Consider the following 20,832-nt stretch of genomic DNA (forward strand, 5'->3'; position numbering starts at 1 on the left):
GGCGGCGCCCCACCAAAGGGCGCATTGCGGAAGCCGGAATGGACACATAGCTCAGTTGGTAGAGCAGCTGACTCTTAATCAGCGGGTCCTTGGTTCGAGCCCAAGTGTGTCCACCACCGCCTTCCCCCATCCGCCTTCCGGTATGGACACATAGCTCAGTTGGTAGAGCAGCTGACTCTTAATCAGCGGGTCCTTGGTTCGAGCCCAAGTGTGTCCACCACCCTCCATTCGTAACAATCACGACGTCGGCGTGCACGCGGACACGCATCGCCGCGCCCGCCAGTTGCCGACATGCGCCGCCGCCAGGGCGAGGCTGCCGATGACGGTCAGTCCCGTTTCCAGCACACCGGGGACAGGCAAGGCGACGCCCGCTGCCATCAGGCCGAGACCCATTGCCCCCATGAGCAGCGGCACCCCCGCACGATGCCGTTTCCAACCGCCGATCAGGGCAACCGCGCCGATCGGAAGCACACCGGCCAGCATGATCGCGTGGAACCACGCACCCCGATCGAGCGCGCCGGCAAGGCTCGGTAGCGCCGCCAGCACCAGCGGCACCAGCAGGCAGTGCGCCATACACAGGAACGACGCGCAGATGCCTAGGCCATCCAACACCGCATGCCGCCGCCCGCCCCTGTCGACTCCCAAAGAACCCAATACCGTCGCTCCCTTGCCTCGGCGACTTGCACCCTTCCGCAAGTCTGTTATGATATGTTATAACCTAACATTGCCGAGGAACAATTGTGAAAATGGGCGTTTTTCCCCGCATCGGTGCAGCCACACTAGGCGGACCCGCGCCAATGGGGACAACCGCCACGGACCCAGGCGCCGCGATCGCGATCGAGCAGGGTCGGGCGACGGTTCTGGATCTGGCAACACAGCCACATGTGCACCTCGCCGTCTGGAACCGCCAGCTTCCCCCGCCACTTGCGCCGCTCCGGGAACTGGATTGGACCGCGATCGACGATCTCGACTTCGAGGTCCGTATCGATGACCTGGATGACACCGTGGCTGAAGCGCTTGCCCAAGCAGGCTATTGCGACGACGCCCTCCGCGCGGCGCTTCGCGACGAAATCGCGATGCTGGCGCGGCGCTTCGCCGGCATCTTCGCGGTCGATGCCGTCACGGTCCGGCTGGAATGGATCGAAACCGACGCCTGTCGCAAGTTTCATGTCGACCACGTTACCGCGCGCCTGCTCTGCTCCCTGCTCGGTCCCGGCACCCAATGGGTCTACGGAGAGCACGCCGAGAACAGATTGATCCGCCAGATGCGCGCGGGCGATGTAGGCATCTTCAAAGGACGGCGGGCGACGGACAAGCCGATGGTCCTGCACCGCTCGCCACCCATTGCCGAGACCGGCGACGTCCGCCTGCTGCTCGCCATCGATCCACCGGGCGCACGGTGACACGCCGGGACCCGCCCGCGCGGCGGCCGGGTTCTGACCATACGGATGTTGAAAAAGGCGCGTCAGCAAGGACGCTCAGCGACAGCCCCAATGGCGGAGAGGGAGGGATTCGAACCCTCGGTACGGTTACCCGCACAACGGTTTTCGAGACCGCCCCGATCGACCACTCCGGCACCTCTCCGCATGGGAGGATACGCACTCGAGGAAGGCCCCGACCTGCGTACCGGTCGCTGTGAGGCGCGGCCACTAGCGCAAAGTTTTGGGGGCCGCAAGCGGTCAAATCGAAGTTTTTTGCGGCGCGATAGCGGCGCGTGTCGCACGCCGCCTTCCCGGATCGGGATGGCCCGGCGCCGCCATCGCCCGCTCTAGACCGTTGCCGTCGCCGCTCCGCGTCCCTAGATTGGCCAGTATGTCAGAAACCAATGGTTCGCTTACCGCTCCCACCGCCGGTACGCCGATGCCCCCGATCGCCAGCGCGCGCTTCACGATCGGCGATGTGGTCCGGCACCGACTGCTCGATTTCCGCGGCGTGATCTTCGATGTCGATCCCGTCTTCGCCAACACCGACGAATGGTACGACTCGATCCCCGCGGACATGCAGCCGGCCAAGGATCAGCCCTTTTATCACCTGCTCGCCGAAAATGACGACTCGACCTATATCGCCTATGTCAGCCAGCAGAATCTGGTGGCCGACGAAAGCGACGAGCCGGTCGACCATCCCGGAATCAGCGGACTGTTCGAGCGGTTTGACGCCGGTCGCTACCTGTTGAAGCGCACGCATCGCCACTAGGCGCGCGCACGGTGCGAATGTCCCGGAAAATCGCAGGTCCGCCTTGCGAAACGGTTGACAATCCCGCCCCCATCGCATAGCAGCGCCCTTCCTCCTGCCGAGGTGCAACCTTGGCGGGCACATGCATTTGAACCAGAGAAGAGACCGATGTTCGCTATCGTGCGCACGGGCGGCAAGCAGTATCGCGTTGCCGCAGGAGACAAGATCGTCGTCGAGAAGCTCGACGGCGAAGCCGGTTCGACGGTGACGCTGGGCGACGTCCTGCTTGCCGGCGATGGCGGCGAGCTGAAGCCGACCGACGGCCTGACCGTTTCTGCCGAGATCATCGCGCAGGCGAAGGGCGAGAAGGTCATCGTTTTCAAGAAGCGCCGTCGGCACAATTATCGCCGCAAGAACGGCCATCGCCAGCAGCACACGATCCTCAAGATCACCGCCATCGGCGCGGCGAACTGAGCGACCGGCGAGATACGAGGAGTATAGACAATGGCACATAAGAAGGCAGGCGGCTCGTCCCGCAACGGTCGCGACTCTGCTGGCCGTCGTCTTGGCGTGAAGAAGTTCGGCGGCGAGACGGTTCTCGCCGGCAACATTCTCGTGCGCCAGCGTGGCACCAAATTCTACCCCGGCGTGAACGTGGGCATGGGCAAGGACCATACCCTTTTCGCGCTCGTCGAAGGCCGCGTGTCGTTCAAGGAAGGCAAGCTTGGTCGCAAGTTCTGCTCCGTAGACATGATTGCCGAGGCGGCCGAGTAACATCGGGCGACCGTACGGGTTGCCCACCAGGGCGACCCGGGTTCGGACGAACCAACCGAAAAAGGGAGACGGGTCGCCCCGGTCTCCCTTTTTTCATGCTCCCTGCAATCGCAGCGCAACACCCGCACGCCAATGGAAACGGCGTGGGGAGCTGCAGGACCGAGGAGTATTGGTCATGTTCGTGCGGACCCAGAGATTGACGCTTCGTCCCGGCTGGCCCGAGGACGCCCCTGCCCTTGCCCGGGCGATCGACCACGAGGCCGTCGTGCGCAACCTGTCGCGCGCGCCATGGCCCTATTCGATCGAAGCGGCGGAGACCTTCCTCCGGCATTGGACCGAAACGCGCTTCCTGGTGCTGGAGCATCAGGTGGGCAGCGTTGCGCTGATCGGCTGCATCGGCATCGAGGCGGTGGGCGAGGAAGCCCATGAGCTCGGCTACTGGTTCACCCCCTCGGCCTGGGGCAAGGGCTATGCGACCGAGGCGGCACGCGGCGTGCTGGCGGCGGCGCGCGCCGCCGGGATCCGCCGGGTGACCTCGCGCCACGCGGTGGACAACCCCGCCTCGGGCCGCGTGCTGCGCAAGCTCGGCTTCCAGCCTACCGGACGGGTGGCGCCGGTCTGGTCGAAGGGCCGCGGCGGCGAGATGACCTGCCTCGGGTTCGAGCTGGATCTCGACGCGGAGGACGCCCGACCGACGCCCGAACCGCGGCTGGCGGCGTGAGGCTGGCGGCAGCGGCGCGTCCGCTATGCAGCCTTGCGAACGATCATACCGAACGATGTGCTGACGAAACCGTCGATGGACAGCTTGAGGTGGCGTGGCTCGCCCAGCCAGTTCTCGCTCTTGGAGGTGAGACCAAGGTTCCAGGGAGGCAGGTCGATAAAGCTGTCCATGACGTCAGTGCCGACGTCGAAATCGAACGGGATGACGGTGTGGCCCGCAATTCTCAGGCGCTCCGCCAGCGATTCCAGGTGCTGGCGCTGAAACAAAACGGTCGGCCAATGATCGGTCGTCGGACCGTCCGGCTCGACGTTGAATTCCATGGTGTGCACGGCCGTACCGCCCGGGCGAAGGGTATCAAGCGATCGCTCGATGAATCGAAGGCCGTTATCAATACTGCCGAGATGCTCAAGCGCGCAGATCGACCAGCAGAAATCATAGTCGCGCAGACCGACCGGAATGGCGTTCATGTCGACCGTCTCGATCGTTACGAAGCGCTCGAACACCTCGCGACTCACAAGGTGTGGAACGAAGGGGGTCGCCGCGGAACCGAGATGCTGGTTCGTCTCGATCCAGCCGCTCTCTGCCGCACGCTCCTCGGAATAATCGGTGGCGGTGACAAAGACCCCCTGCGCGGCGAGGTAGCTGGGAATGGGCTCCGCTCCGCATCCGAACCCCAGGCCCCGCTGCCCCTGCGTTAGGTGTCCCCCTTCGAAGAGCGCTTGCAAGACATAGGCGAGTTCCCAGATCTTGCGGTGATAGATTACCGGTGCTTCGAGCGCGCGCATCCAATGTGCAAGCCACGCGCTCTCGATATCACGCTGCGTGCAGCCCTTGGACGCCAAACCGATCAGGTCGGCGCTCGTATCGACCGGCGGCGGCAAGGCCGATGCCATCTTGCGCGCCAGATCATAGCCGAATGCCTTCATGTTCAGTTGAAGGATTCGGACTTCCTTCGCGATGTCGTTCAACGCATTCAGATTCGGCTGCGAACGATCATTGACGAGCGCAAGCAGCCGCTTGAGAATGCGGGCCTCAAGCTTTTTCCGTATCGACACGTTCCCCCCAGACGGTAAGCGACGTTTACAATGTGCAAATACCGCGCCGCTCGCCTGCAATCGACCTATCGAATTCGGTTTGTCATGCAAACCGTTCATCCCCTTTCTTGACGATGACGACCAAGCCGGTGCGCAAGCGCCTCTCCCCCGAAGAATCCCGCGATGCCGCCCTGGAGGCCGCCCGTACCCTGCTGATCGAGGATGGTCCCCAGGCTGTGACGCTGAAGGCGGTCGCGGCGCGCATCGGGCGGACGCATGCCAATCTGCTTCACCATTTCGGCTCGGCCGCGGGGCTGCAAAAGGCGTTGGCAGCCAGCATCGCCGACGCGGTGACCGCCAAGATCGGCGAAGCCGTGCTCCGCGCCCGCTCGACCGACCATGACCTGCGCGAGGTGGTGGACCTGACCTTCGACGCGTTCGACCGCGAAGGCGCCGGCGCACTGGCCAGCTGGATGATCCTCACCGGTAACCAGGACGCGCTGGACCCGATTCTGGAAGCGATCCACCGGCTGGTCGACCGGATCAGCGAGGGCCAGGACGCGCGCGTGCCGCTGCGCGAGGAAACGCTGCAGCTGACCCTGATGGCACTTGGCGACGCCCTGCTCGGCGCCCCCATGGCACGCGCGCTGGGCCTGCCGCGCGACAAGGCCCGCGAATTGGGCGCGGCCATGCTGCGGGATCGGATTGCAGCGGACGTGTGACGCCGGATGCAACTTGTGCCGGTGGCATCCCCTTTCCTGCTGTTGCCGCGGCGGTGACGATGCTCGGCGACGTGGAGGACTCCACCGCGCGATCTGGTCGAGGCTTCGCAAATCGCGGCGGCACACCAGCACGGGCGGATGTAGCAGCGTCGCATCGCCCCACCCCGCCGTCGCAGCGCGCGCCGCGTCGCCGGCGTCAGGAGCCGGCCGGTCCGCCCCCCGCGATCCGCTCCGCACGCGCGATGCGCGCCGACAGCGTGCGGAGATCGGCCCGCAGCTCCGCTGCCGGTATCGACTGCGAAGGCGCCAAGCAGTTGTAGAAAGTGGTAAGCTCGAGAAGATCGATGTCGGCCTTCGCGATCGCGAACTGCGCGGCGAGGGGCGACCGCTCCATCCGTGCCTGGAACCGCGCGACCGCCGGCTTCGCGACGGCGAAGAACGGCTGCATGTCATAGCGAGGGCATTGCCATCGTACCGAATCGAGCACCGCGCGAACGAGGGCCCGAAATGCCGGACCGCGGGGCTCGCTGAACCGATCCACGCCGCGCAGGTGCTGCGGCGGCGTCATCGGCTGCCTCAGTTCCGCCCGCAGAGTCTCGACGTCGCTGAAGACCCCTTCCAGATGCTGCGCCGGAAAACCGGGCTCGACGTTGGTCCAGCAGCCCATGTCCCCCGTGCGCACTGCATAGTCGACATCTTCTCGGGCAATCGCCACATGATCCGCCGCAGGTCCCGACAGCGTGCTTTCCACGGCAGCGACGAAGGCGGCCTCTTCCCGCCGCACCTCGCGTAACGCAGCCCATTGGGGGCGACGGCACACCCCCATCGCAACATCGGTATGGAGGAGACGGGCGTGATTGCGGAGCATCGCGCCGGAGATCGCAGCGGCCCTGGCCGCGACGTCGTCGTCGCGCGTTGAATGGCAGCCCGCGAGGGCGATCAGCATCGCCGCCGCCCCTGTCGTTCTTCTCATGCCTGCCCCTTTGCCCCGCCCTCTACGGAGCATGCTAGCCTATTCCGCCGCCTGCGCCACCCGGCGGGCTTCACCGTCCACCGCCTCGCGGACTGCGCGGGACAGTGCCGCGACGGTGAACGGCTTGCGGAGTACCGGACGGTCGCGGAGCTGCTCCGCGCTCGCCTCGCCGGTGAAGCCGGTGACGAACAGCACCGCCGCACCGCGAAGCTGGCCTTCGACGCAGGCGATCATCTCGGGGCCGGTCTGCCCCGGCATCAGCACGTCGGTCATCACCAGATCGAGCGTCGGCATCGATTCGATCGCAGCCGGCGCCTTGAGCGGATCGGCGCAGCCCACTGCGCGGTGGCCGAGCTCGTGCAGAGCCGCCAGCGTCGCCGCCAGCACGCGCGGATCGTCTTCCACCACCAAGATGTCATAGCTGCCGCCGGGCTTCTCCTCGGCCGCTTCGGGCAGGGCCGGCGCCGCTGCCTGCACCACGCCCTTGTAGCGCGGGAGATAGAGCGTCACCGTGGTGCCTTCGCCCGGCGCGGTCTCGATCGCGATGCCGCCGCCCGACTGGCGGACGAAGCCGAAGATCTGGCTGAGCCCCAGCCCCGTGCCCTTGCCCACCGGCTTGGTGGTGAAGAAGGGCTCGAACACCCGCTCCAGCACCTCGGGCGTCATCCCGCAGCCGGTGTCGCGCACCGCCACCGAGACATAGTCGCCCGCCGCACAATGCCCGACCGCATTGGCCGCCAGCCGCGATTCGCCGGTAAGGATGGTCAGCGTGCCGCGCCCGTTCATCGCATCGCGGGCGTTCACCGCAAGATTGAGGACCGCATTCTCGAGCTGGTGACGATCGACCCAGATCCGCCAGCCCATGCCGCGATCCTGGGTTTCAACGCGGATCGTGTCGCCCAGCGTGCGATCGAGCAGATCCCGCATGCCGCGGATCAGTCCGCCGGCATCCACTGCCTCGGGGGCCAGCGATTCCGAGCGCGAAAAGGCGAGCAGCTGGCGGGTAAGCGCGGCGGCGCGGTGGGCCCCCTCCATTGCGTTGTCGAGATGGCGTGCGGCTTCCTTGGGATCGCTCTCGATCTGGCGCCGCGCAAGCTCGACACCGCCCAGAACAACGGCCAACATATTGTTGAAATCATGGGCGATACCACCGGTGAGCTGGCCCACCGCATCCATCTTCTGCGCCTGGCGGAGCTTGGCCTCGGCGCCCTCGCGCTCGCGGGCTTCCTCGCGCAGCTGGGCGGTGGCGGCGGCGACGGCCTCGCGCAACTGCCCGGCACGTTCCCGCTCCCAGGCGGCATCCGCATCGGCCAGCGCGCGCTCGCCCTGCGCCTCGATCGCCAGCCAGCCGAAGATCACCGCGCCGAGCGCGATCACAAGACCGAAGCCGCTGAGCACGCGCGAGGCATAGCTGCTATTGTCGATCAGCTGCGCTGCGGCACGGGTGCGATCGCGGAGCACGCCGCGCTCTTCCTCGACGATCGTGTCGAGCGTCTTTTCCACCTGCGTGCGGGCAGCGCTTTCGCGCACCTGATAATAGGCGCCCCAGGCGTCCCGGTCGCGCTTGTAGGTGGTGTAGAGCGCGGTGTCGTCCAGCTCCCTGCCCCGCGCGAGGAACGCCTTTTGCAGCGCCTGCACCTGCCGGCGCTGGCTGTCGCTGTCCGCGGTCAGCTGGCGGAGGCGCTGCAGCTGCTCGCCCGCCCGCGCCCATTGATCGGCATATTGCTGGCCGAGATTGCGATCGGCGCTGACCACGTAGCGGCCCAGCGCCGCCTCCGCCGCTGCGATTCCACCGGAAAGCTGGTTGGCACGCAGGATCACTTCGAAGCTGTGCTGCTGGAGCGCGATGGCCCGGTCGCGCTCGAGATCGGTGCGCTGCTGGATCAGGATCAGCGCGCCGAGCACCAGCACGCCGGCGATCGCCAGTGCGCCCAGCAGCAGCAGGCGCCAGTTCTTCGCGTGAACCGAACGCTCCAGAGACGGGATCGCTTCGCTCATCCGAACCCGACTCTAGGCGTTTGGAAGCAAAGTGAAAAGCAGGCTTTAGGCGATCACCCCGACGGCCTGGCCGGCCGCGCGGAACATGCCCAGCACGCGTTCGATCTGCTCGGGCCGATGCTCGGCGCAGAGCGAGCAGCGCAGCAGGAAGGTGCCGGCCGGGGTCGCCGGCGGGCGTGCCATGTTGACGTACAGGCCGTTCTCGAGGAGCGCCTGCCACATCACCACCGCCTGCTCCTGGTCCTCCAGGATCACCGCGACGATCGCGCTTTCGGGGGTTGCCGTGCCGAGCTTGAAGCCCATTGCCGTCAGGCCGCCGTGCAGCGCGCGGGCATTCTCCCAAAGCCGGGCGCGCTTCTCGTGCGCGGTGGCCAGCTTGCGGATCGAGGTCGCCGCGGTCGCGACGACGCTGGGGGGCAGCGAGGCGGTGAAGATGTACGGACGGCAGGCCAGGCGGATCGCCTCGAACTTCGGGTGGTTCGAGATGCAGAAGCCGCCGACGGTGCCGACCGACTTGGAGAAGGTGCCGACGACGAAATCGACGTCCGCCTCCAGCCCCTGGTCCTCGTACACGCCGCGGCCATTGGGCCCGAAAAAGCCCATCGAGTGCGCTTCGTCGACCAGCACCATCGCGCCATGCTTCTTGGCGACGGCGACCATCTCCTTGAGCGGCGCGATGTCGCCGAGCATCGAATAGACGCCCTCCAGCACCACCAGCTTGCCGGCTTCGGCGGGCAGGCGGCCGAGGCGCTTGTCGAGATCGGCCACGTCGTTGTGGCGGAAGCGGACGATCTCGGCATTGCCCTGCTTGCAGCCGTCATAGATCGACGCATGGCTGTCGGCGTCGAGGATGATGTACTCGCCCTTGCCCGCCAGCGTCGAGATCATGCCCAGATTGGCCATGTAGCCGGTCGAGAACACGATCGCGCCCGACACGCCGTAGAAGTCGCGCAGTGCCTGCTCGACTTCCATATGGTCGCGGAAGGTGCCGTTGAGCATGCGGCTGCCGTTGGTACCCGAACCGAACTGGTCGAGCGCGTCCTTGCCGGCCTGGATGACGTCCGGATCGAACGTCATGCCCATGTAATTGTAGGTGCCGAGCAGGATGGTGTCCTTGCCCTTGATCACCGCCTCGGTAGGCGACTTGACCTGCTCCATCACGATCGCGAACGGATCGATCACGCCGCTGTCGAGCAGCGCCTGGCGCTCGGCGATCAGGCCGTCGAACTTGCTCATCAGGTCGGTCATGGTGGTCAGCCCTTGAGCTTCTGCACGGCGTCGACCAGCTGGCCGACATTCTCGATCTCGGCCTGCATGTTCATGGTGATGACGATGTCGAATTCGTCCTCGATCGCGGCGACGAAATCCATCACCGTCAGGCTGTCCCATTCGAGATCGCCGGCGAAGGTGGTGGTTTCCGAAAGCGCGACGCTCTTCTTGTTGAAGGGTTCGATCTGCGCGGCGACGATGTCGAAGATTTCTGCACGGTCAGTCATGCGGCCGGTCCTTAGAGTGATCGGCCGCAGGTGCCAAGCGAATGCGGCGAAAGCGGGCCGATGGCGGGGCAGTGCCCCAAAGGTCAGGCGGCGGCCGCCTGATCCTCGCCGGCACCCCGCAACAGCTGCGAGACCCACAGGTCGGTCTGGTCGGCGATCTTCTGGAGCAGGCCGGGGTGGAAATGGGTCACGTCCGCCATTTCGTCATAGCTGTCGATTAGGTCGGCGATCTCCAGGACGAACAGATGCTCGGGATTTTCCCGCGCGAATTTCCGCCACAGGCCGTTGAAGAAGCGCACGCGCTCCGGCGAGTTGTTCAGCCCCAGCCGGTACTTGTCGAGGGGGGCATCCTCCGGCGGCAGCACCACCAGCATGCGCAGCCCGTTCTCGATCAGATGGATGCACAGGCGAAGGACGCATTTTTGATAGATTCCGCGCTCCAGCAGATGCCATTTGCCGGGCCAGCGATTGTCCAGATAGTCTACCGTGGCGCCGTAAACGAGGAACGGCGGGTAGAGCTGGGACTGGTAGCTCTGATCGTCCATCATCCGCAGCGCGAACACCCGCGGCGCATTGTCGAACTCGATCGCGGGGCGGAAGCGGCTGTAATGCGCGATGCCGCCGGACTGGCAGTCGAACATGATGCGGATCGCCGGGTCCATGACCGGATCGAGCCGCAGCTCGTCGCGGATCGCCGCGCGGACCTCGGGTTCTTCAAAGCCGTGATCCTCGATCCAGTCGGGCGGCACGCGGCTGAAGCGGCCGTTGAGCGCGCTAAAGTCCACTGGCCCCCAGATATGGCGGATCTTGCCCAACGCATATTCCTCCAGCCCCATGTGCATCGCGCGGCAGGAGAAGGTGAAATGCACCAGGCGCTGCTCGATGCGGTGCCACATCACGAAGCCGACCAGACCGTAGCGGCCATATTTGTCCCAGGCGAAGATCGACCAGCTCTCGTGATTGGTAACGTCGATGATGTCCGCCTCCAGCTGCGCCGGATCGACCCGCGACTGGGTGTAGTTGAGCTGGTTGGCGCGGTTGATCAGTTCGGCGATGCGCGGGACGAACTCGAGATTGTCCATCAGGAACGGCGCACAGGCGCACAGGCCCGAGGCGCGCAGGAAGTCCTCGTTGGACTGGCACGCGGCCGCGGTGCGGTCCCGCTTCTTGGCCTCCAGGATGCGGTATTCGGCGACACGGCTGCGCGTGCCGGTCTGCAACGCCAGCAGGCCGGCGAGCTGTTCGTCGGCGTCGGCCGCCGTCGCATCCAGCGTCTGGATCTCGGGGAGCAGATGGCGGACCTCCGCCAGATTGTGCGGATTGTCGTCGATGAACAGCACGTTGGCCGGCCGCAACTGCATGTCGGCGATGATGCCCCGGATCGCCTCGGCCTTGGGGGTAAAGGCGATGTGCGGAAAGACGAACTCGTCCCACAGCCCGAACGCCTCGAGCTTCGCGCGGGCGGCGTCGAAGTCGTTCTTGGAACAGATCGAGGAGACCACCCCGCGGGCGTTGAACGCGCGCACCAGATCGGCCCGCCCCTCGAACAGCGCCACCGCGTCACCATCGGCCAGCGTGCCACGCCACAGCGTGTCGTCGAGATCCCAGAGGATGAGCTTGATCGGGGCGGTCCACATGCCCCCATTATAGAATGATTAAGGCTGTGCCGGACTCAGAGCAGCCCCTTGGCGCGATACCAGTGTGCGGTCTCGACCAGGCCGGCCTCGGTCTCCACCTGCGGCGCCCACAGATTGACGGGCGCACGGTTCGCAGGGTCTACCACCCAGTCCGGATGACAGAAATAGGAGACGCGGTCGGGGGTGAGCTTGGCCCGCTTGCCCCGAAGCAGCCGGTCGATGTGTGCGCCCGCCATCAGCACCGCCCGGGGCAACGACAGCGCCAGCACGCGGCGCCCCACGGCGCGACCGATCGCATGCGCGAATTCGGGATGCGTCCAGCCCCCTGCCCGGCCGTCATCGGGGTCGATCTCGCCAGAGAAGGTGTCGGTGGCGGCAAGTGCCAGCAGCAGGCGGCCGAGGTCGCTTACCTCGATCACCGAGATGCGGCCGCCGGGCGGCAGAAGCGCCAGCCCGAAACGGGCGACGCGGAAGAGCTCCAGCATTTCCAGATCGCCGGGGCCGTAAATCGCGGGCGGGCGGACGATCGTCCAGTCGAGCCCGGATGCCTTTACCAGCGTGTCCGCCTCGCGCTTGGACCAGCCATAGGCCGAAAGCTGCGGCTCGCGTCCGGCAAGCGACGAGACATGCACGAAGCGGCGCACCCCCGCGCCCTTGGCAGCCGCGAGCATGTTGGCGGTGCCGGTGATGTTGCCGTGCGCAAAGCCCTCGCGATCGGGCGCATTCACCACGCCGGCGACATGGATCGCCGCATCCGCACCGGCGCACAATTCGGCCAGCGCCGCCGTCGCGTCGAGATCGCCGCGCACCCAGGTGACGCCGTCGCGCACGGGCTGGTCGCGGCGGGTGAGCGCGCGGACCTGATGCCCGGCCTCCACCGCCAGGTCGATCAGCCGCGAGCCGACAAAGCCGGTGCCGCCGGTGATCGCGAACACGCTCACAGCAGCGCCATGTGGCTGCGATGGACCAGCGCGGCGCGCGGCGCATAGCCGAGGATCTCGACCAGATCCTCGCTGCGTCGCCCGACGATGCGCGAGGCATCGACATGGCCATATTCGGCGAGTCCGCGTGCCAGATGCCGCCCGTCCGGCCCGACCACCACCACCAGATCGCCGCGGGCGAACCGCCCCTCGACGCGGGTCGCCCCGGCCGAGAGCAGGCTCCGCCCCTCCTTCAGCGCCTGGGCTGCGCCCTCGTCGATATGGATCGCGCCCTTGGCGGTCAGCCCGCCGCGCAGCCAGGCCTTGCGTGCAGCCGCGCCCTTCTGACCGAGGAACAGCGTGCCCCGCCGAGTCGCCGCCAGCCGGGCCAGCGGATGCTCGACACGCCCATCGGCGATGGCCAAATGCGCGCCCGCCTTGGTCGCGATCCGTGCCGCCTCGATCTTGGAGACCATCCCGCCCGACCCCATGCCCGAGGCGGAGCCCCGATCGGCCATCGCCTCGATCCGCTCGTCGATGATGTCGACGGTTTCGATCAGCTGCGCGTCGGGGTTGGTGTTGGGGTTGGCAGTGTAGAGCCCGTCGACGTCCGACAGCAGCACCACGCCGTCGGCATTGGCCGCGCTCGCCACGCGTGCGGCGAGCCGGTCATTGTCGCCGAAGCGGATTTCCTCGGTCGCCACCGAATCATTCTCGTTGATCACCGGCACCACGCCCAGCCGCAGCAGCCGGTCCAGCGTCGCGGAGACGTTCAGATACCGGCGGCGATCCTCGAGATCGTCGAGCGTCACCAGCATCTGCGCGGCGGTCATGCCCTGATCGTGGAGCAGCTCGGCCCAGATGCTCGAGAGCGCGATCTGGCCCGTGGCGGCGGCGGCCTGCGCGTCCTCGAGGCTGGCGCGGCCGCCCTTGGGCAGCTTGAGCCGCCGCGCGCCGAGCGCGATCGCGCCCGACGAAACGATGACGAGCTGCTGCCCTTCTCGCGCGCGCGTGCCGAGGTCGCTGGCCAGCGCCGCGAGCCAGTCACGGCGGATCTGCCCTTCGGGATCGACGAGCAGCGACGAGCCGACCTTCACGACCAGGCGGCTGCAGGTCGAGGGAGCGAAACCGATGGCGTCGGCAGAGCGTGCGGGCGCGGACATGGCGGGGCTCTTAGCGATGCTGTTCGCCATATGCCAAGCGGATCAGACGATCGACTCGCGGTGCAGGTCGCTGCAATGGCCCACGCCGGTCGCCTCCAGCCCCGCCAGCACGCCGTCGCGCGTGTCGCTGTCTCCGGCGCGGATCTCGCCCAGTTCCGCCGCGGTGAGCAGCACCACCGGCACCACCCGCACCGGCGAAAGCGGCATGTCCTCGATCTGCGTCGCGAAATCGGGGGCCGGGCCGCCGATCATCACGCCCAGCACGTCGTCGGCGGTCAGGAAATGCGCAGGCAGCCGGGCGGCGATTGCGGCGGAGGCGGACACATTGGTCAGTTCCAGCGGGATCGGGCCGTGGCGCTCCAGCGGACGCAGGATGCCCTGTTCCTCGGCGACGATTGCCGCCACCCGCCGCAGCACCTCCAGCATCCAGCCGTCGCCAGCCACCTGGGTCGGCGCACCTTCGCCGGGACCTTCGACGAACAGCTCGATCTCGAAGCCATTGACGCCCGCGTCCTCGTGGAAGGGATCGGAAAGGCCGTCCGTCGCCAGGAGGATCGCATTGCCGCGGTGGATCAGGCGATAGGCCTCATGCCCCCCCGGCCAGAGCGAGCCGGCGGGCGCGGAGGAAAGGATGCGATCGCTTGCCGGCCCCAGCGCCGCCCAGAACCGCCCCCGCACCTCGGCCGAACGCTCGGCAGCGCTCGCGATTCGGCTCGGCGCGGGCACGCCAACTGCTTGCGGCTTCGAACCAAAAAGCCCACGCAACCAGCCGAACACACCCATCCGCGCCTCTCCCGAAAAAGGACCAAGGCGCGCAGCGATGCCCTAGAAATGCGTCAGACCGGCGACCATTCGACGAATTCTTCGCCGTCCTCGCCGGTTTCTTCGGCAGCACGGTTCTCATTGGGACCGATCACTTCCAGCAACTGGTCGAGTACCCAGTCGACGCCGGTTCCGGCCGCGCCGGACAGCGGAATGACCGTCGCGCCGCTCGCCTCTTCCAGTTCGGCGGAGAGCGCTGCGATCAGCTCGTCGTCGAGCGTGTCGATCTTGTTGAGCGCGATCACCACCGGCTTGTCGGACAGGCCGGCGCCGTACGCCTCGAGCTCGTCGCGGACGATCCGGTAGCTGGTCGCCACATCCTCGTCGTTCGCGTCGATCAGGTGGAGCAGCACGCGGCAGCGCTCGATATGGCCGAGGAAGCGGTCGCCGATGCCGGCGCCCTCCGCCGCGCCCTGGATCAGGCCGGGAATATCGGCAACGACGAATTCGCGCTGCTTGTGGCGCACCACGCCCAGCTGGGGCCGCGTGGTGGTGAAGGCATAGGCGCCGACCTTGGCCTGCGCGTTGGTCACCGCATTGATGAAGGTCGACTTGCCGGCATTGGGCAGCCCCACCAGGCCCGCATCGGCGAGCAGCTTGAGGCGCAGCCACACCCAGGCCTCTTCGCTGGGCCAGCCGGTGCCGTGCTGGCGGGGCGCGCGATTGGTCGAGGTCTTGTAGGTCGCGTTGCCGCGGCCGCCGTCGCCGCCCCGCAGGAAGACGATGCGCTGGCCTTCCTTGGTAAGGTCGGCCAGCAGCGTGCGCTCGTCGTCGTCGGCGAGGATCTGGGTGCCGATCGGCACCTTGATCACCAGATCGTCGCCGCCCGGGCCGGTACGGTTCGAGCCGGACCCGCCACCGCCGCGGGGCGCCCGGAAATGCTGGGTGTAGCGGAAGTCGATCAGCGTGTTGAGGCCCGCGACGGCTTCGAAGATGATGTCGCCGCCCTTGCCGCCGTTGCCGCCATCGGGCCCGCCATATTCGATGAACTTTTCGCGCCGGAAGCTCACGGCGCCGGGTCCGCCCGCGCCGGAGCGCACGAAAATCTTGGCTTGATCGAGGAAATGCATCGCGGGCCCATATACGTTCGGCGCGATTCCGTCACCCCCGGCGGAGTCTTTGGCCAAAATGCCGTTGCGGTCATGACACTTTCCGGGTGGCATCGGCGTTCAGCACGGCTATACGCGACCGGATCGTTTCGGTTCGTTTTCCGTTCCATGAGCGGAAAGATCACTCTCGAAGGACGTTCAGCGGACAGCATGAATTCGATCGATCGCTACATGGCGCGGCTGATCGCGGTGCCGCTGATCTCCACCCTGATCATTTCCGCGATGCTGCTCGTGCTCGATCGCATGCTGCGGCTGTTCGAGTTCGTCGCGACCGAGGGTGGCCCGGTGAGCGTGGTGTGGCGCATGCTCGCCAACCTGCTGCCCGAATATCTCGGCCTCGGCATCCCGATCGGCCTCATGCTGGGCGTGCTGCTCGCCTTCCGCCGACTCGCCACCACGTCCGAGCTCGACGTGCTGCGCGCCGTTGGCATCAGCTACACGCGGTTGCTGCGCGTGCCGTACCTGTACGCGATCGTGCTGGCGGCGGTGAACTTCGCGATCGTCGGCTTCGTCCAGCCCACCTCGCGGTACAATTACGAACAGCTCCGCTTCGAGCTGCGCTCGGGCGCGCTCGGCGCCTCGATCAAGGTCGGCGAGTTCACCAATTTCGGCTCCAAGATGACGCTGCGCATCGAGTCCAGCCAGGACGAGGGCCGCGACCTGCGCGGCATCTTCGTGGAGATGACCAACAAGGACGGAACGCCGCTGGCGGTCACCGCGCAGAAGGGCCAGTTCCTCCGCTCGGACGATCCGGACACGATCATCTTCCGGCTCTCCAACGGCACGCTCGTCCATTACGACAAGAACTCGCCGGTGCCGCGCGTGCTGACCTTCACCACGCACAATCTGCCGATCCCGCTGCCCAAATACGAACAGTTCCGCAAGCGCGGGGACAGTAACATCGAGCGCACGCTGCCCGAGCTGGCCGTCATCGGCCGCAACCGTTCGGCGCCCGAGATCGACCGCGAGACCAGCCGCTCGGCGTTCCACTATCGCATGGCGGAAGTGACGACGATGTTCCTGCTGCCGATGCTGGCAGTGGCGCTGGCCATCCCGCCCAAGCGCTCCACCTCGATGCTGGGCGTGTTCCTGTCGATCCTGATGATCGTCACCTATCACAAGGTGAACGAATATGCGCAGGGCGTGGGCAGCCTGGGACTGGTCGATCCGATAATCGCGCTGTGGGTGCCCTTCTCGATCTTCGCAGGGCTGACCTTCTGGATGTACTACACCGTCGCCTATGTGCCCGGCGGCCAGCCGATCGGAGCGCTCGAGCGCGCCTTCGCCAAGACGGCGAAGCTGATCGGGCGGCTGCTGCCCGGCGCCAAGCGGCGACGTCGCAAGGCGGAGGCCGCACGATGAACCTGGGTGCGCTGTTCCCCTCGCCGACCATCTCGCTCTACATGGCGCGGCTGTTCGTGTTCCGCACCTTTGCGCTGCTCGGCGCGCTGGTGCTGGTGCTGACCTCGCTCGACCTGCTGACCGAGAGCGCGGCGATCCTCGCCCATCCCGGTAACGGCAATGCCGAGATCCTGCGCTACGTGACGCTACGCGTGCCGCAGATCATGCAGACGTTCCTGCCCTATTCGGTATTGGGGGGCGCGATCTTCACGCTCGCCCAGCTCAACCAGAACAGCGAGATCATCGCGCTCAAGTCCGGCGGGCTTTCGGCGCACCAGGTGCTCGCGCCGCTGATGCTTTCGGGTCTGGTCGTCGCGGGCCTGTCGTTCGTGTTCAACGACCGCATCGTCACCCGCGCCACCGCGACGCTGGAGCAGTGGAAGAAGGTGGAGTTCGCGCCGCTGCCCGTCGATCGCGGCGACCGCGCCAACGTCTGGGTGCAGGCCGCCGGCAACCTGATCAACGTCCAGCAGATCAAGGGCAAGGGCGACGCGGCGCAGCTCTACGACATCACCGTCTATGAGCGGAACAAGGGCTCGCTCACCTCGATCCTCACGGCGAAGCACGGCGCCCGCGCTGGCGGCGCCTGGAAGGTCGACGCCGCCAAGCGCTTCGATGTCGCGAGCGCGACGCTGGCGCCGGTGGGCGACACGCTGATCGGCCAGGGCGTGCGGCCGGACCAGTTCACGCTTGCCCATGTCGATCCGGATTCGAGCTCTTTCGCCGAGCTGCGCGTTGCCATCGGCGAGCTCAAGGCCGCCGGCCGACCGACCAAGGCGCTGGAAGGTTCGCTGTGGCACAAGCTGTCCGGTCCGCTCTCGGCCTTCCTGATGCCGCTGCTGGGCGGCGTGTCGGCATTCGGCCTTGCACGCTCGGGCAAGCTGTTCGTCCGGGTGGTGATCGGGATGGCGCTGGGCTTCCTCTACTTCGTCGCGGACAATTTCGCGCTGGCGATGGGCAATCTCGGCGCCTACCCGCCCTTCCTCGCCGCCTGGGCGCCGTTCCTGCTGTTCCTGATGATCGGCGAGGCAGTGCTGCTACGGACCGAGGAATAGGCTCGGCTAAGCGCAGCGCACGCGAGACCCTCCCGATTATCAAGCCGTTTCAATATCCTGCGCCGACAGGACATTGATCCGGGCGCAGTGGCCGTATAGCCTTCATTAACCAAAAATGAGGGGTTCCATGAAACAGCTATTGGGCGCAGCGGTACTGGCCATTTCCACGATCGCCCCTGCCGAGGCAGTGACGGTGACACGCAGCTTCACCGTGACGGCATCAACGTTCATGCAGTTCGCGGGCAACCCTGCGCCGTTCAAATCGCTTGTCGCGGACATCACCGTGACGTACGATCCCAGCAAGAACGGCTTCTACGGCGCACCGGACTATTTCCGCGTCGTCACCGATGGCCAGATCAATGCCGGTCCGTTTGCCGCGACACCGATCGCGGGATATTTCGGTCCTAACGCCCTCACAAGCACCCCCCGCCTTGGCATCGGCGGCGCCCTCAACGGCGGCAATGTCGGCCTGCCCGGGACGGACGACTTCTACATCGTGTTCAACATCGACCCCGTCGGCGCCAGTTCGGTGTCGTTCAATCTCGCCACCGTGCCTGGCGCCTTTTTATCTACCAATGCCACCGTCGTGGAAACGACGGGCACGAGTGCGGTACCGGAAGGCGGAACCTGGATGATGTTGCTTGCCGGGTCTGCGCTCGCAGGTGGCGCCTTACGCCGGGCACGCATACGCGTCCTCCGCGCCTGAGTAGGCAACGGCCGAAGCGGTCTCGCCAGGCGCGCGACCGCTTCCCGAACAATCTACTTCCCCGGATGCGTCTTGGCCCAGTCGAGCGCCTCCTGCAGCGTCGTCACCCACACCTCGCTCCGATGTGCCGCCAGCCAGGCGAGCATCTTGCGGTGCTCGGCGTCCGGCACGGTGAGGTAATCGCCGCCGACGCCGTGGAACAGGAATACCGCCCAGCCCCCGCCCTGTTCTGCCTCGCGGACATAGGCGATCATCTTTTCCGCCGTCGCGCCCTCGCCGAAGCCGCGCGAGGGAATGTGCATCGGATCGGCCTTGGCGACGTTGGCGCGGGCATCCGCCGGCGTGTCGACCACGCCGCGCACATAGGTGACGAGGTTCGCCTTGCGCAGATCCTCGAGATAGTCGGTGCCGCCGGCCAGGCTCTGTCCGCACGGCGTGGCCAGGCCGTGGCGGGACTTTCCGTCCAGCGCGTGAAGCAGCACATTCTGCTGGGCGATCTCCCGCAGCATGCTTGCCGGCGTATAGGCTTCGCTCACATACCGGGGATCGGCCGGGTAGCTCGCCTTGCTGCAGGCGTGGAAGATGGTGTGGTTGGCCAGTTCGTGGCCGCCCGTCGCGACCTTGCGCCAGCGCTCCACCTGACCCTCCGCCACATTGGCGAGGAAGAAGGTGGCCTTGAAGCCGGCAGCGTCGAGTTCGGGCACGACATGGTCGAGCTGCGAGGTCAGCGCATCGTCGTAGGTGAGCACCACCGCTGCCTTCGCACCGTTCGGCCAGACCGTCTGCGCGTTTGCCGCCGGTACGCCCGCCGCCAGCGCCCACAGCGCCGCGGCCCGCAGGAACATCGCTTGCATCATCCTCTCCCTTGCCGTTGGCGCGGAGAGTAGCGTGCCGGCGGCAGGGGGCAAGATAGCGGTACCAAGGCGCAAAAAAGGCCGGCGCACCGTCCGGTGCCCGGCCCCTGTTGCACAGCAGCTGCCGCGATCAGCGCTGGCGCATGGTGCCCTGCGCCAGCTTCATCACCAGCCCGGCAAGGCTGGGATAATTGGCCTTGTGATAGGCCGAGCTCGGGTCGAGCGCAGCTGCAAGACGACGATGTGCCTCGCCGAGCGCATGATAGGGCACGGCCGGCAGCAGATGGTGCAGCGCGTGGTAGCGCAGGCCCACCGGCGCCCAGAGATAGGGGAGGAAGCCCGGCTCCGGCACGTTGACGCTGTCGAGATACTGCGCCGTCACGGTCAGCGGCTCGCCCTCATTCTCCCACAGGTGCGCGACCAGCGTGCGCACCTGGTTGATCACCGCCGAGGCAGCGACGATGCCGACATAGGCGAGGAACGCACGCAGTGGCAGGATGCCCGCCACGGTGATCCCGATCAGCGTGATCGCGAACAGGCTGGCGCCCAGTTCCTGCCAGAACCACTGGCGGCGGAACTCGCCTTCGGGTTCGCGGCGCTCGAACGACGGGTTGATCTGCAGCCCCGAATAGCGCGCGACGACCAGTCGGCGCAGCTTCGGGAAGACCAGCGACAACGGCGCCAGCACCGCGAAGCGGAGCAGCAGCCCGATCGGCATCAGCACCGAGACCAGCAGGAACAGCGGCAGCGTCCACGGCTTCATGCGCGCGAGCGGCAGATATTCGGGGTCCTGCTCGGTGCCGTAGCGGGTGCGGGCATGGTGGATCGTGTGGATGCCCTCATACATGAACGAGGGCAGCAGCAGCGGGATGCCGACGACGAGGTTCCAGCCCAACCGGAAACCCGGCAGCAGCGCATGCTTGAGATGGGTGATCTCGTGGATGAACAGCTCGGCGCGATACAGCGCGAACACCGCGATCGCCGCACCGAGCAGCGCCACCCAGGGCGAGGCTGCGAACATCGCGGTCGCCATGCCCGCATAGCCGACGCCCGCGGAGAGCAGGCAATCGGTCCAGTAAAGCGCCTTGTTGGGCGTGTGCAGGTCGCGGGTCAGCTCGGCAGCAGCGCGGAGCATCGCGCGGTCATCCGGCACGCCCGAAAGCCGGATACGTGCAATCGTTGCCGACACATCGGCATCCGGCGTGTCCGGAAGATCGAAGGCTAGCGTTTGGGTCATAGGTTCTGCCATTGGCCTTAGATAGTGGCTATACGGTG

22 protein-coding genes and 3 tRNA genes are annotated in these 20,832 nt (G+C 66.6%); 11 read left to right on the forward strand and 14 right to left on the reverse strand.

Annotated features, from left to right (window positions below; translation table 11 throughout):
* The first annotated feature begins 40 nt into the window (after positions 1-40).
* Positions 41-116, forward strand: a tRNA-Lys gene (locus tag OIM94_RS06180).
* Positions 117-144: 28 nt separating this feature from the next.
* Positions 145-220 (forward strand) — tRNA-Lys (locus OIM94_RS06185).
* Between the two features lie 17 nt (positions 221-237).
* On the opposite strand, the gene OIM94_RS06190 is transcribed toward OIM94_RS06185, so the two are convergent.
* Positions 238-573, reverse strand: a complete 336-nt coding sequence (locus OIM94_RS06190) for a MerC domain-containing protein (RefSeq protein ID WP_264609212.1) — start codon at positions 571-573, stop codon at positions 238-240.
* 224 nt (positions 574-797) lie between these two features.
* Between OIM94_RS06190 and OIM94_RS06195 the strand changes: the two genes are divergently transcribed.
* Complete coding sequence (locus tag OIM94_RS06195) at positions 798-1,403, forward strand: DUF1826 domain-containing protein (protein ID WP_264609213.1); 606 nt, start codon at positions 798-800, stop codon at positions 1,401-1,403.
* A gap of 91 nt (positions 1,404-1,494) precedes the next feature.
* Here the strand turns inward: OIM94_RS06195 and OIM94_RS06200 are convergent.
* A tRNA-Ser gene (locus OIM94_RS06200) sits at positions 1,495-1,584 on the reverse strand.
* 228 nt (positions 1,585-1,812) lie between these two features.
* Between OIM94_RS06200 and hspQ the strand changes: the two genes are divergently transcribed.
* The 4 genes from hspQ to OIM94_RS06220 all read left to right on the forward strand — a co-directional run bounded on the left by hspQ (position 1,813) and on the right by OIM94_RS06220 (position 3,667).
* Entirely contained in the window at positions 1,813-2,193 is a 381-nt protein-coding gene (gene hspQ / locus OIM94_RS06205) for a heat shock protein HspQ (protein WP_264609214.1), read from the forward strand.
* Between the two features lie 147 nt (positions 2,194-2,340).
* The gene (rplU, locus tag OIM94_RS06210; protein ID WP_264609215.1) at positions 2,341-2,646 is read left to right on the forward strand and encodes a 50S ribosomal protein L21; all 306 of its coding nucleotides are present in this window, start codon (positions 2,341-2,343) and stop codon (positions 2,644-2,646) included.
* Positions 2,647-2,676: 30 nt separating this feature from the next.
* Positions 2,677-2,946 carry a 50S ribosomal protein L27 gene (rpmA, locus tag OIM94_RS06215; protein ID WP_064313800.1) on the forward strand — a complete coding sequence of 90 codons (270 nt, stop codon included), beginning with the start codon at positions 2,677-2,679 and terminating at the stop codon, positions 2,944-2,946.
* A 175-nt stretch (positions 2,947-3,121) separates the two neighbouring features.
* The gene (locus OIM94_RS06220) at positions 3,122-3,667 is read left to right on the forward strand and encodes a GNAT family N-acetyltransferase (protein ID WP_264609216.1); all 546 of its coding nucleotides are present in this window, start codon (positions 3,122-3,124) and stop codon (positions 3,665-3,667) included.
* Between the two features lie 23 nt (positions 3,668-3,690).
* Here OIM94_RS06220 and OIM94_RS06225 read toward each other — a convergent pair whose 3' ends face one another.
* Positions 3,691-4,722 carry an SAM-dependent methyltransferase gene (locus OIM94_RS06225; protein WP_264609217.1) on the reverse strand — a complete coding sequence of 344 codons (1,032 nt, stop codon included), beginning with the start codon at positions 4,720-4,722 and terminating at the stop codon, positions 3,691-3,693.
* A gap of 113 nt (positions 4,723-4,835) precedes the next feature.
* Here OIM94_RS06225 and OIM94_RS06230 point away from each other — a divergent pair, with 113 nt between their 5' ends.
* Positions 4,836-5,423 (forward strand): TetR/AcrR family transcriptional regulator, encoded by a 588-nt coding sequence (locus OIM94_RS06230; RefSeq protein ID WP_264609844.1) that lies wholly within the window; start codon positions 4,836-4,838, stop codon positions 5,421-5,423.
* A 196-nt stretch (positions 5,424-5,619) separates the two neighbouring features.
* Here the strand turns inward: OIM94_RS06230 and OIM94_RS06235 are convergent, their stop codons facing one another.
* The 9 genes from OIM94_RS06235 to obgE all read right to left on the reverse strand — a co-directional run bounded on the left by OIM94_RS06235 (position 5,620) and on the right by obgE (position 15,502).
* Positions 5,620-6,369 (reverse strand): hypothetical protein, encoded by a 750-nt coding sequence (locus OIM94_RS06235; RefSeq protein ID WP_264609218.1) that lies wholly within the window; start codon positions 6,367-6,369, stop codon positions 5,620-5,622.
* Between the two features lie 66 nt (positions 6,370-6,435).
* Positions 6,436-8,394, reverse strand: coding sequence for an ATP-binding protein (locus OIM94_RS06240; protein ID WP_264609219.1), 1,959 nt, complete (start codon positions 8,392-8,394; stop codon positions 6,436-6,438).
* Between the two features lie 45 nt (positions 8,395-8,439).
* Positions 8,440-9,642, reverse strand: a complete 1,203-nt coding sequence (gene spt / locus OIM94_RS06245; RefSeq protein ID WP_264609220.1) for a serine palmitoyltransferase — start codon at positions 9,640-9,642, stop codon at positions 8,440-8,442.
* 5 nt (positions 9,643-9,647) lie between these two features.
* Complete coding sequence (locus OIM94_RS06250; RefSeq protein ID WP_264609221.1) at positions 9,648-9,890, reverse strand: acyl carrier protein; 243 nt, start codon at positions 9,888-9,890, stop codon at positions 9,648-9,650.
* Between the two features lie 83 nt (positions 9,891-9,973).
* Positions 9,974-11,527, reverse strand: a complete 1,554-nt coding sequence (locus OIM94_RS06255; RefSeq protein ID WP_264609222.1) for a hypothetical protein — start codon at positions 11,525-11,527, stop codon at positions 9,974-9,976.
* 35 nt (positions 11,528-11,562) lie between these two features.
* Positions 11,563-12,468 carry an NAD-dependent epimerase/dehydratase family protein gene (locus OIM94_RS06260; RefSeq protein WP_264609223.1) on the reverse strand — a complete coding sequence of 302 codons (906 nt, stop codon included), beginning with the start codon at positions 12,466-12,468 and terminating at the stop codon, positions 11,563-11,565.
* Positions 12,465-13,610 carry a glutamate 5-kinase gene (gene proB, locus OIM94_RS06265; protein ID WP_264609224.1) on the reverse strand — a complete coding sequence of 382 codons (1,146 nt, stop codon included), beginning with the start codon at positions 13,608-13,610 and terminating at the stop codon, positions 12,465-12,467. Before proB ends, OIM94_RS06260 begins: the two co-directional genes overlap by 4 nt.
* A 42-nt stretch (positions 13,611-13,652) precedes the next feature.
* Positions 13,653-14,336, reverse strand: coding sequence for a suppressor of fused domain protein (locus OIM94_RS06270; protein WP_264609225.1), 684 nt, complete (start codon positions 14,334-14,336; stop codon positions 13,653-13,655).
* 110 nt (positions 14,337-14,446) lie between these two features.
* Positions 14,447-15,502, reverse strand: a complete 1,056-nt coding sequence (gene obgE / locus OIM94_RS06275) for a GTPase ObgE (RefSeq protein ID WP_264609226.1) — start codon at positions 15,500-15,502, stop codon at positions 14,447-14,449.
* A gap of 189 nt (positions 15,503-15,691) precedes the next feature.
* On the opposite strand from obgE, the gene lptF reads away from it, so the two are divergent.
* The 3 genes from lptF (at position 15,692) to OIM94_RS06290 (ending at position 18,703) form a co-directional block, all read left to right on the forward strand.
* A complete protein-coding gene (gene lptF / locus OIM94_RS06280; RefSeq protein WP_264609227.1) occupies positions 15,692-16,903 on the forward strand; it encodes an LPS export ABC transporter permease LptF in 1,212 nt (403 codons plus the stop codon).
* On the forward strand, positions 16,900-17,997 hold the full coding sequence (lptG, locus tag OIM94_RS06285) for an LPS export ABC transporter permease LptG (protein WP_264609228.1): 1,098 nt from the start codon (positions 16,900-16,902) through the stop codon (positions 17,995-17,997). Before lptF ends, lptG begins: the two co-directional genes overlap by 4 nt.
* A 127-nt stretch (positions 17,998-18,124) precedes the next feature.
* Positions 18,125-18,703 carry a PEP-CTERM sorting domain-containing protein gene (locus tag OIM94_RS06290; protein WP_264609229.1) on the forward strand — a complete coding sequence of 193 codons (579 nt, stop codon included), beginning with the start codon at positions 18,125-18,127 and terminating at the stop codon, positions 18,701-18,703.
* A 53-nt stretch (positions 18,704-18,756) separates the two neighbouring features.
* On the opposite strand, the gene OIM94_RS06295 is transcribed toward OIM94_RS06290, so the two are convergent.
* Both OIM94_RS06295 and OIM94_RS06300 read right to left on the reverse strand, forming a co-directional pair.
* The gene (locus OIM94_RS06295) at positions 18,757-19,557 is read right to left on the reverse strand and encodes a polysaccharide deacetylase family protein (protein WP_264609230.1); all 801 of its coding nucleotides are present in this window, start codon (positions 19,555-19,557) and stop codon (positions 18,757-18,759) included.
* Positions 19,558-19,687: 130 nt separating this feature from the next.
* Positions 19,688-20,794, reverse strand: a complete 1,107-nt coding sequence (locus tag OIM94_RS06300) for a fatty acid desaturase family protein (RefSeq protein ID WP_264609231.1) — start codon at positions 20,792-20,794, stop codon at positions 19,688-19,690.
* Positions 20,795-20,832 lie beyond the last annotated feature (38 nt).

Origin of the sequence: Sphingomonas sp. R1 (assembly GCF_025960285.1) — a bacterium.
In the GTDB taxonomy this organism is placed as follows: domain Bacteria; phylum Pseudomonadota; class Alphaproteobacteria; order Sphingomonadales; family Sphingomonadaceae; genus Sphingomonas.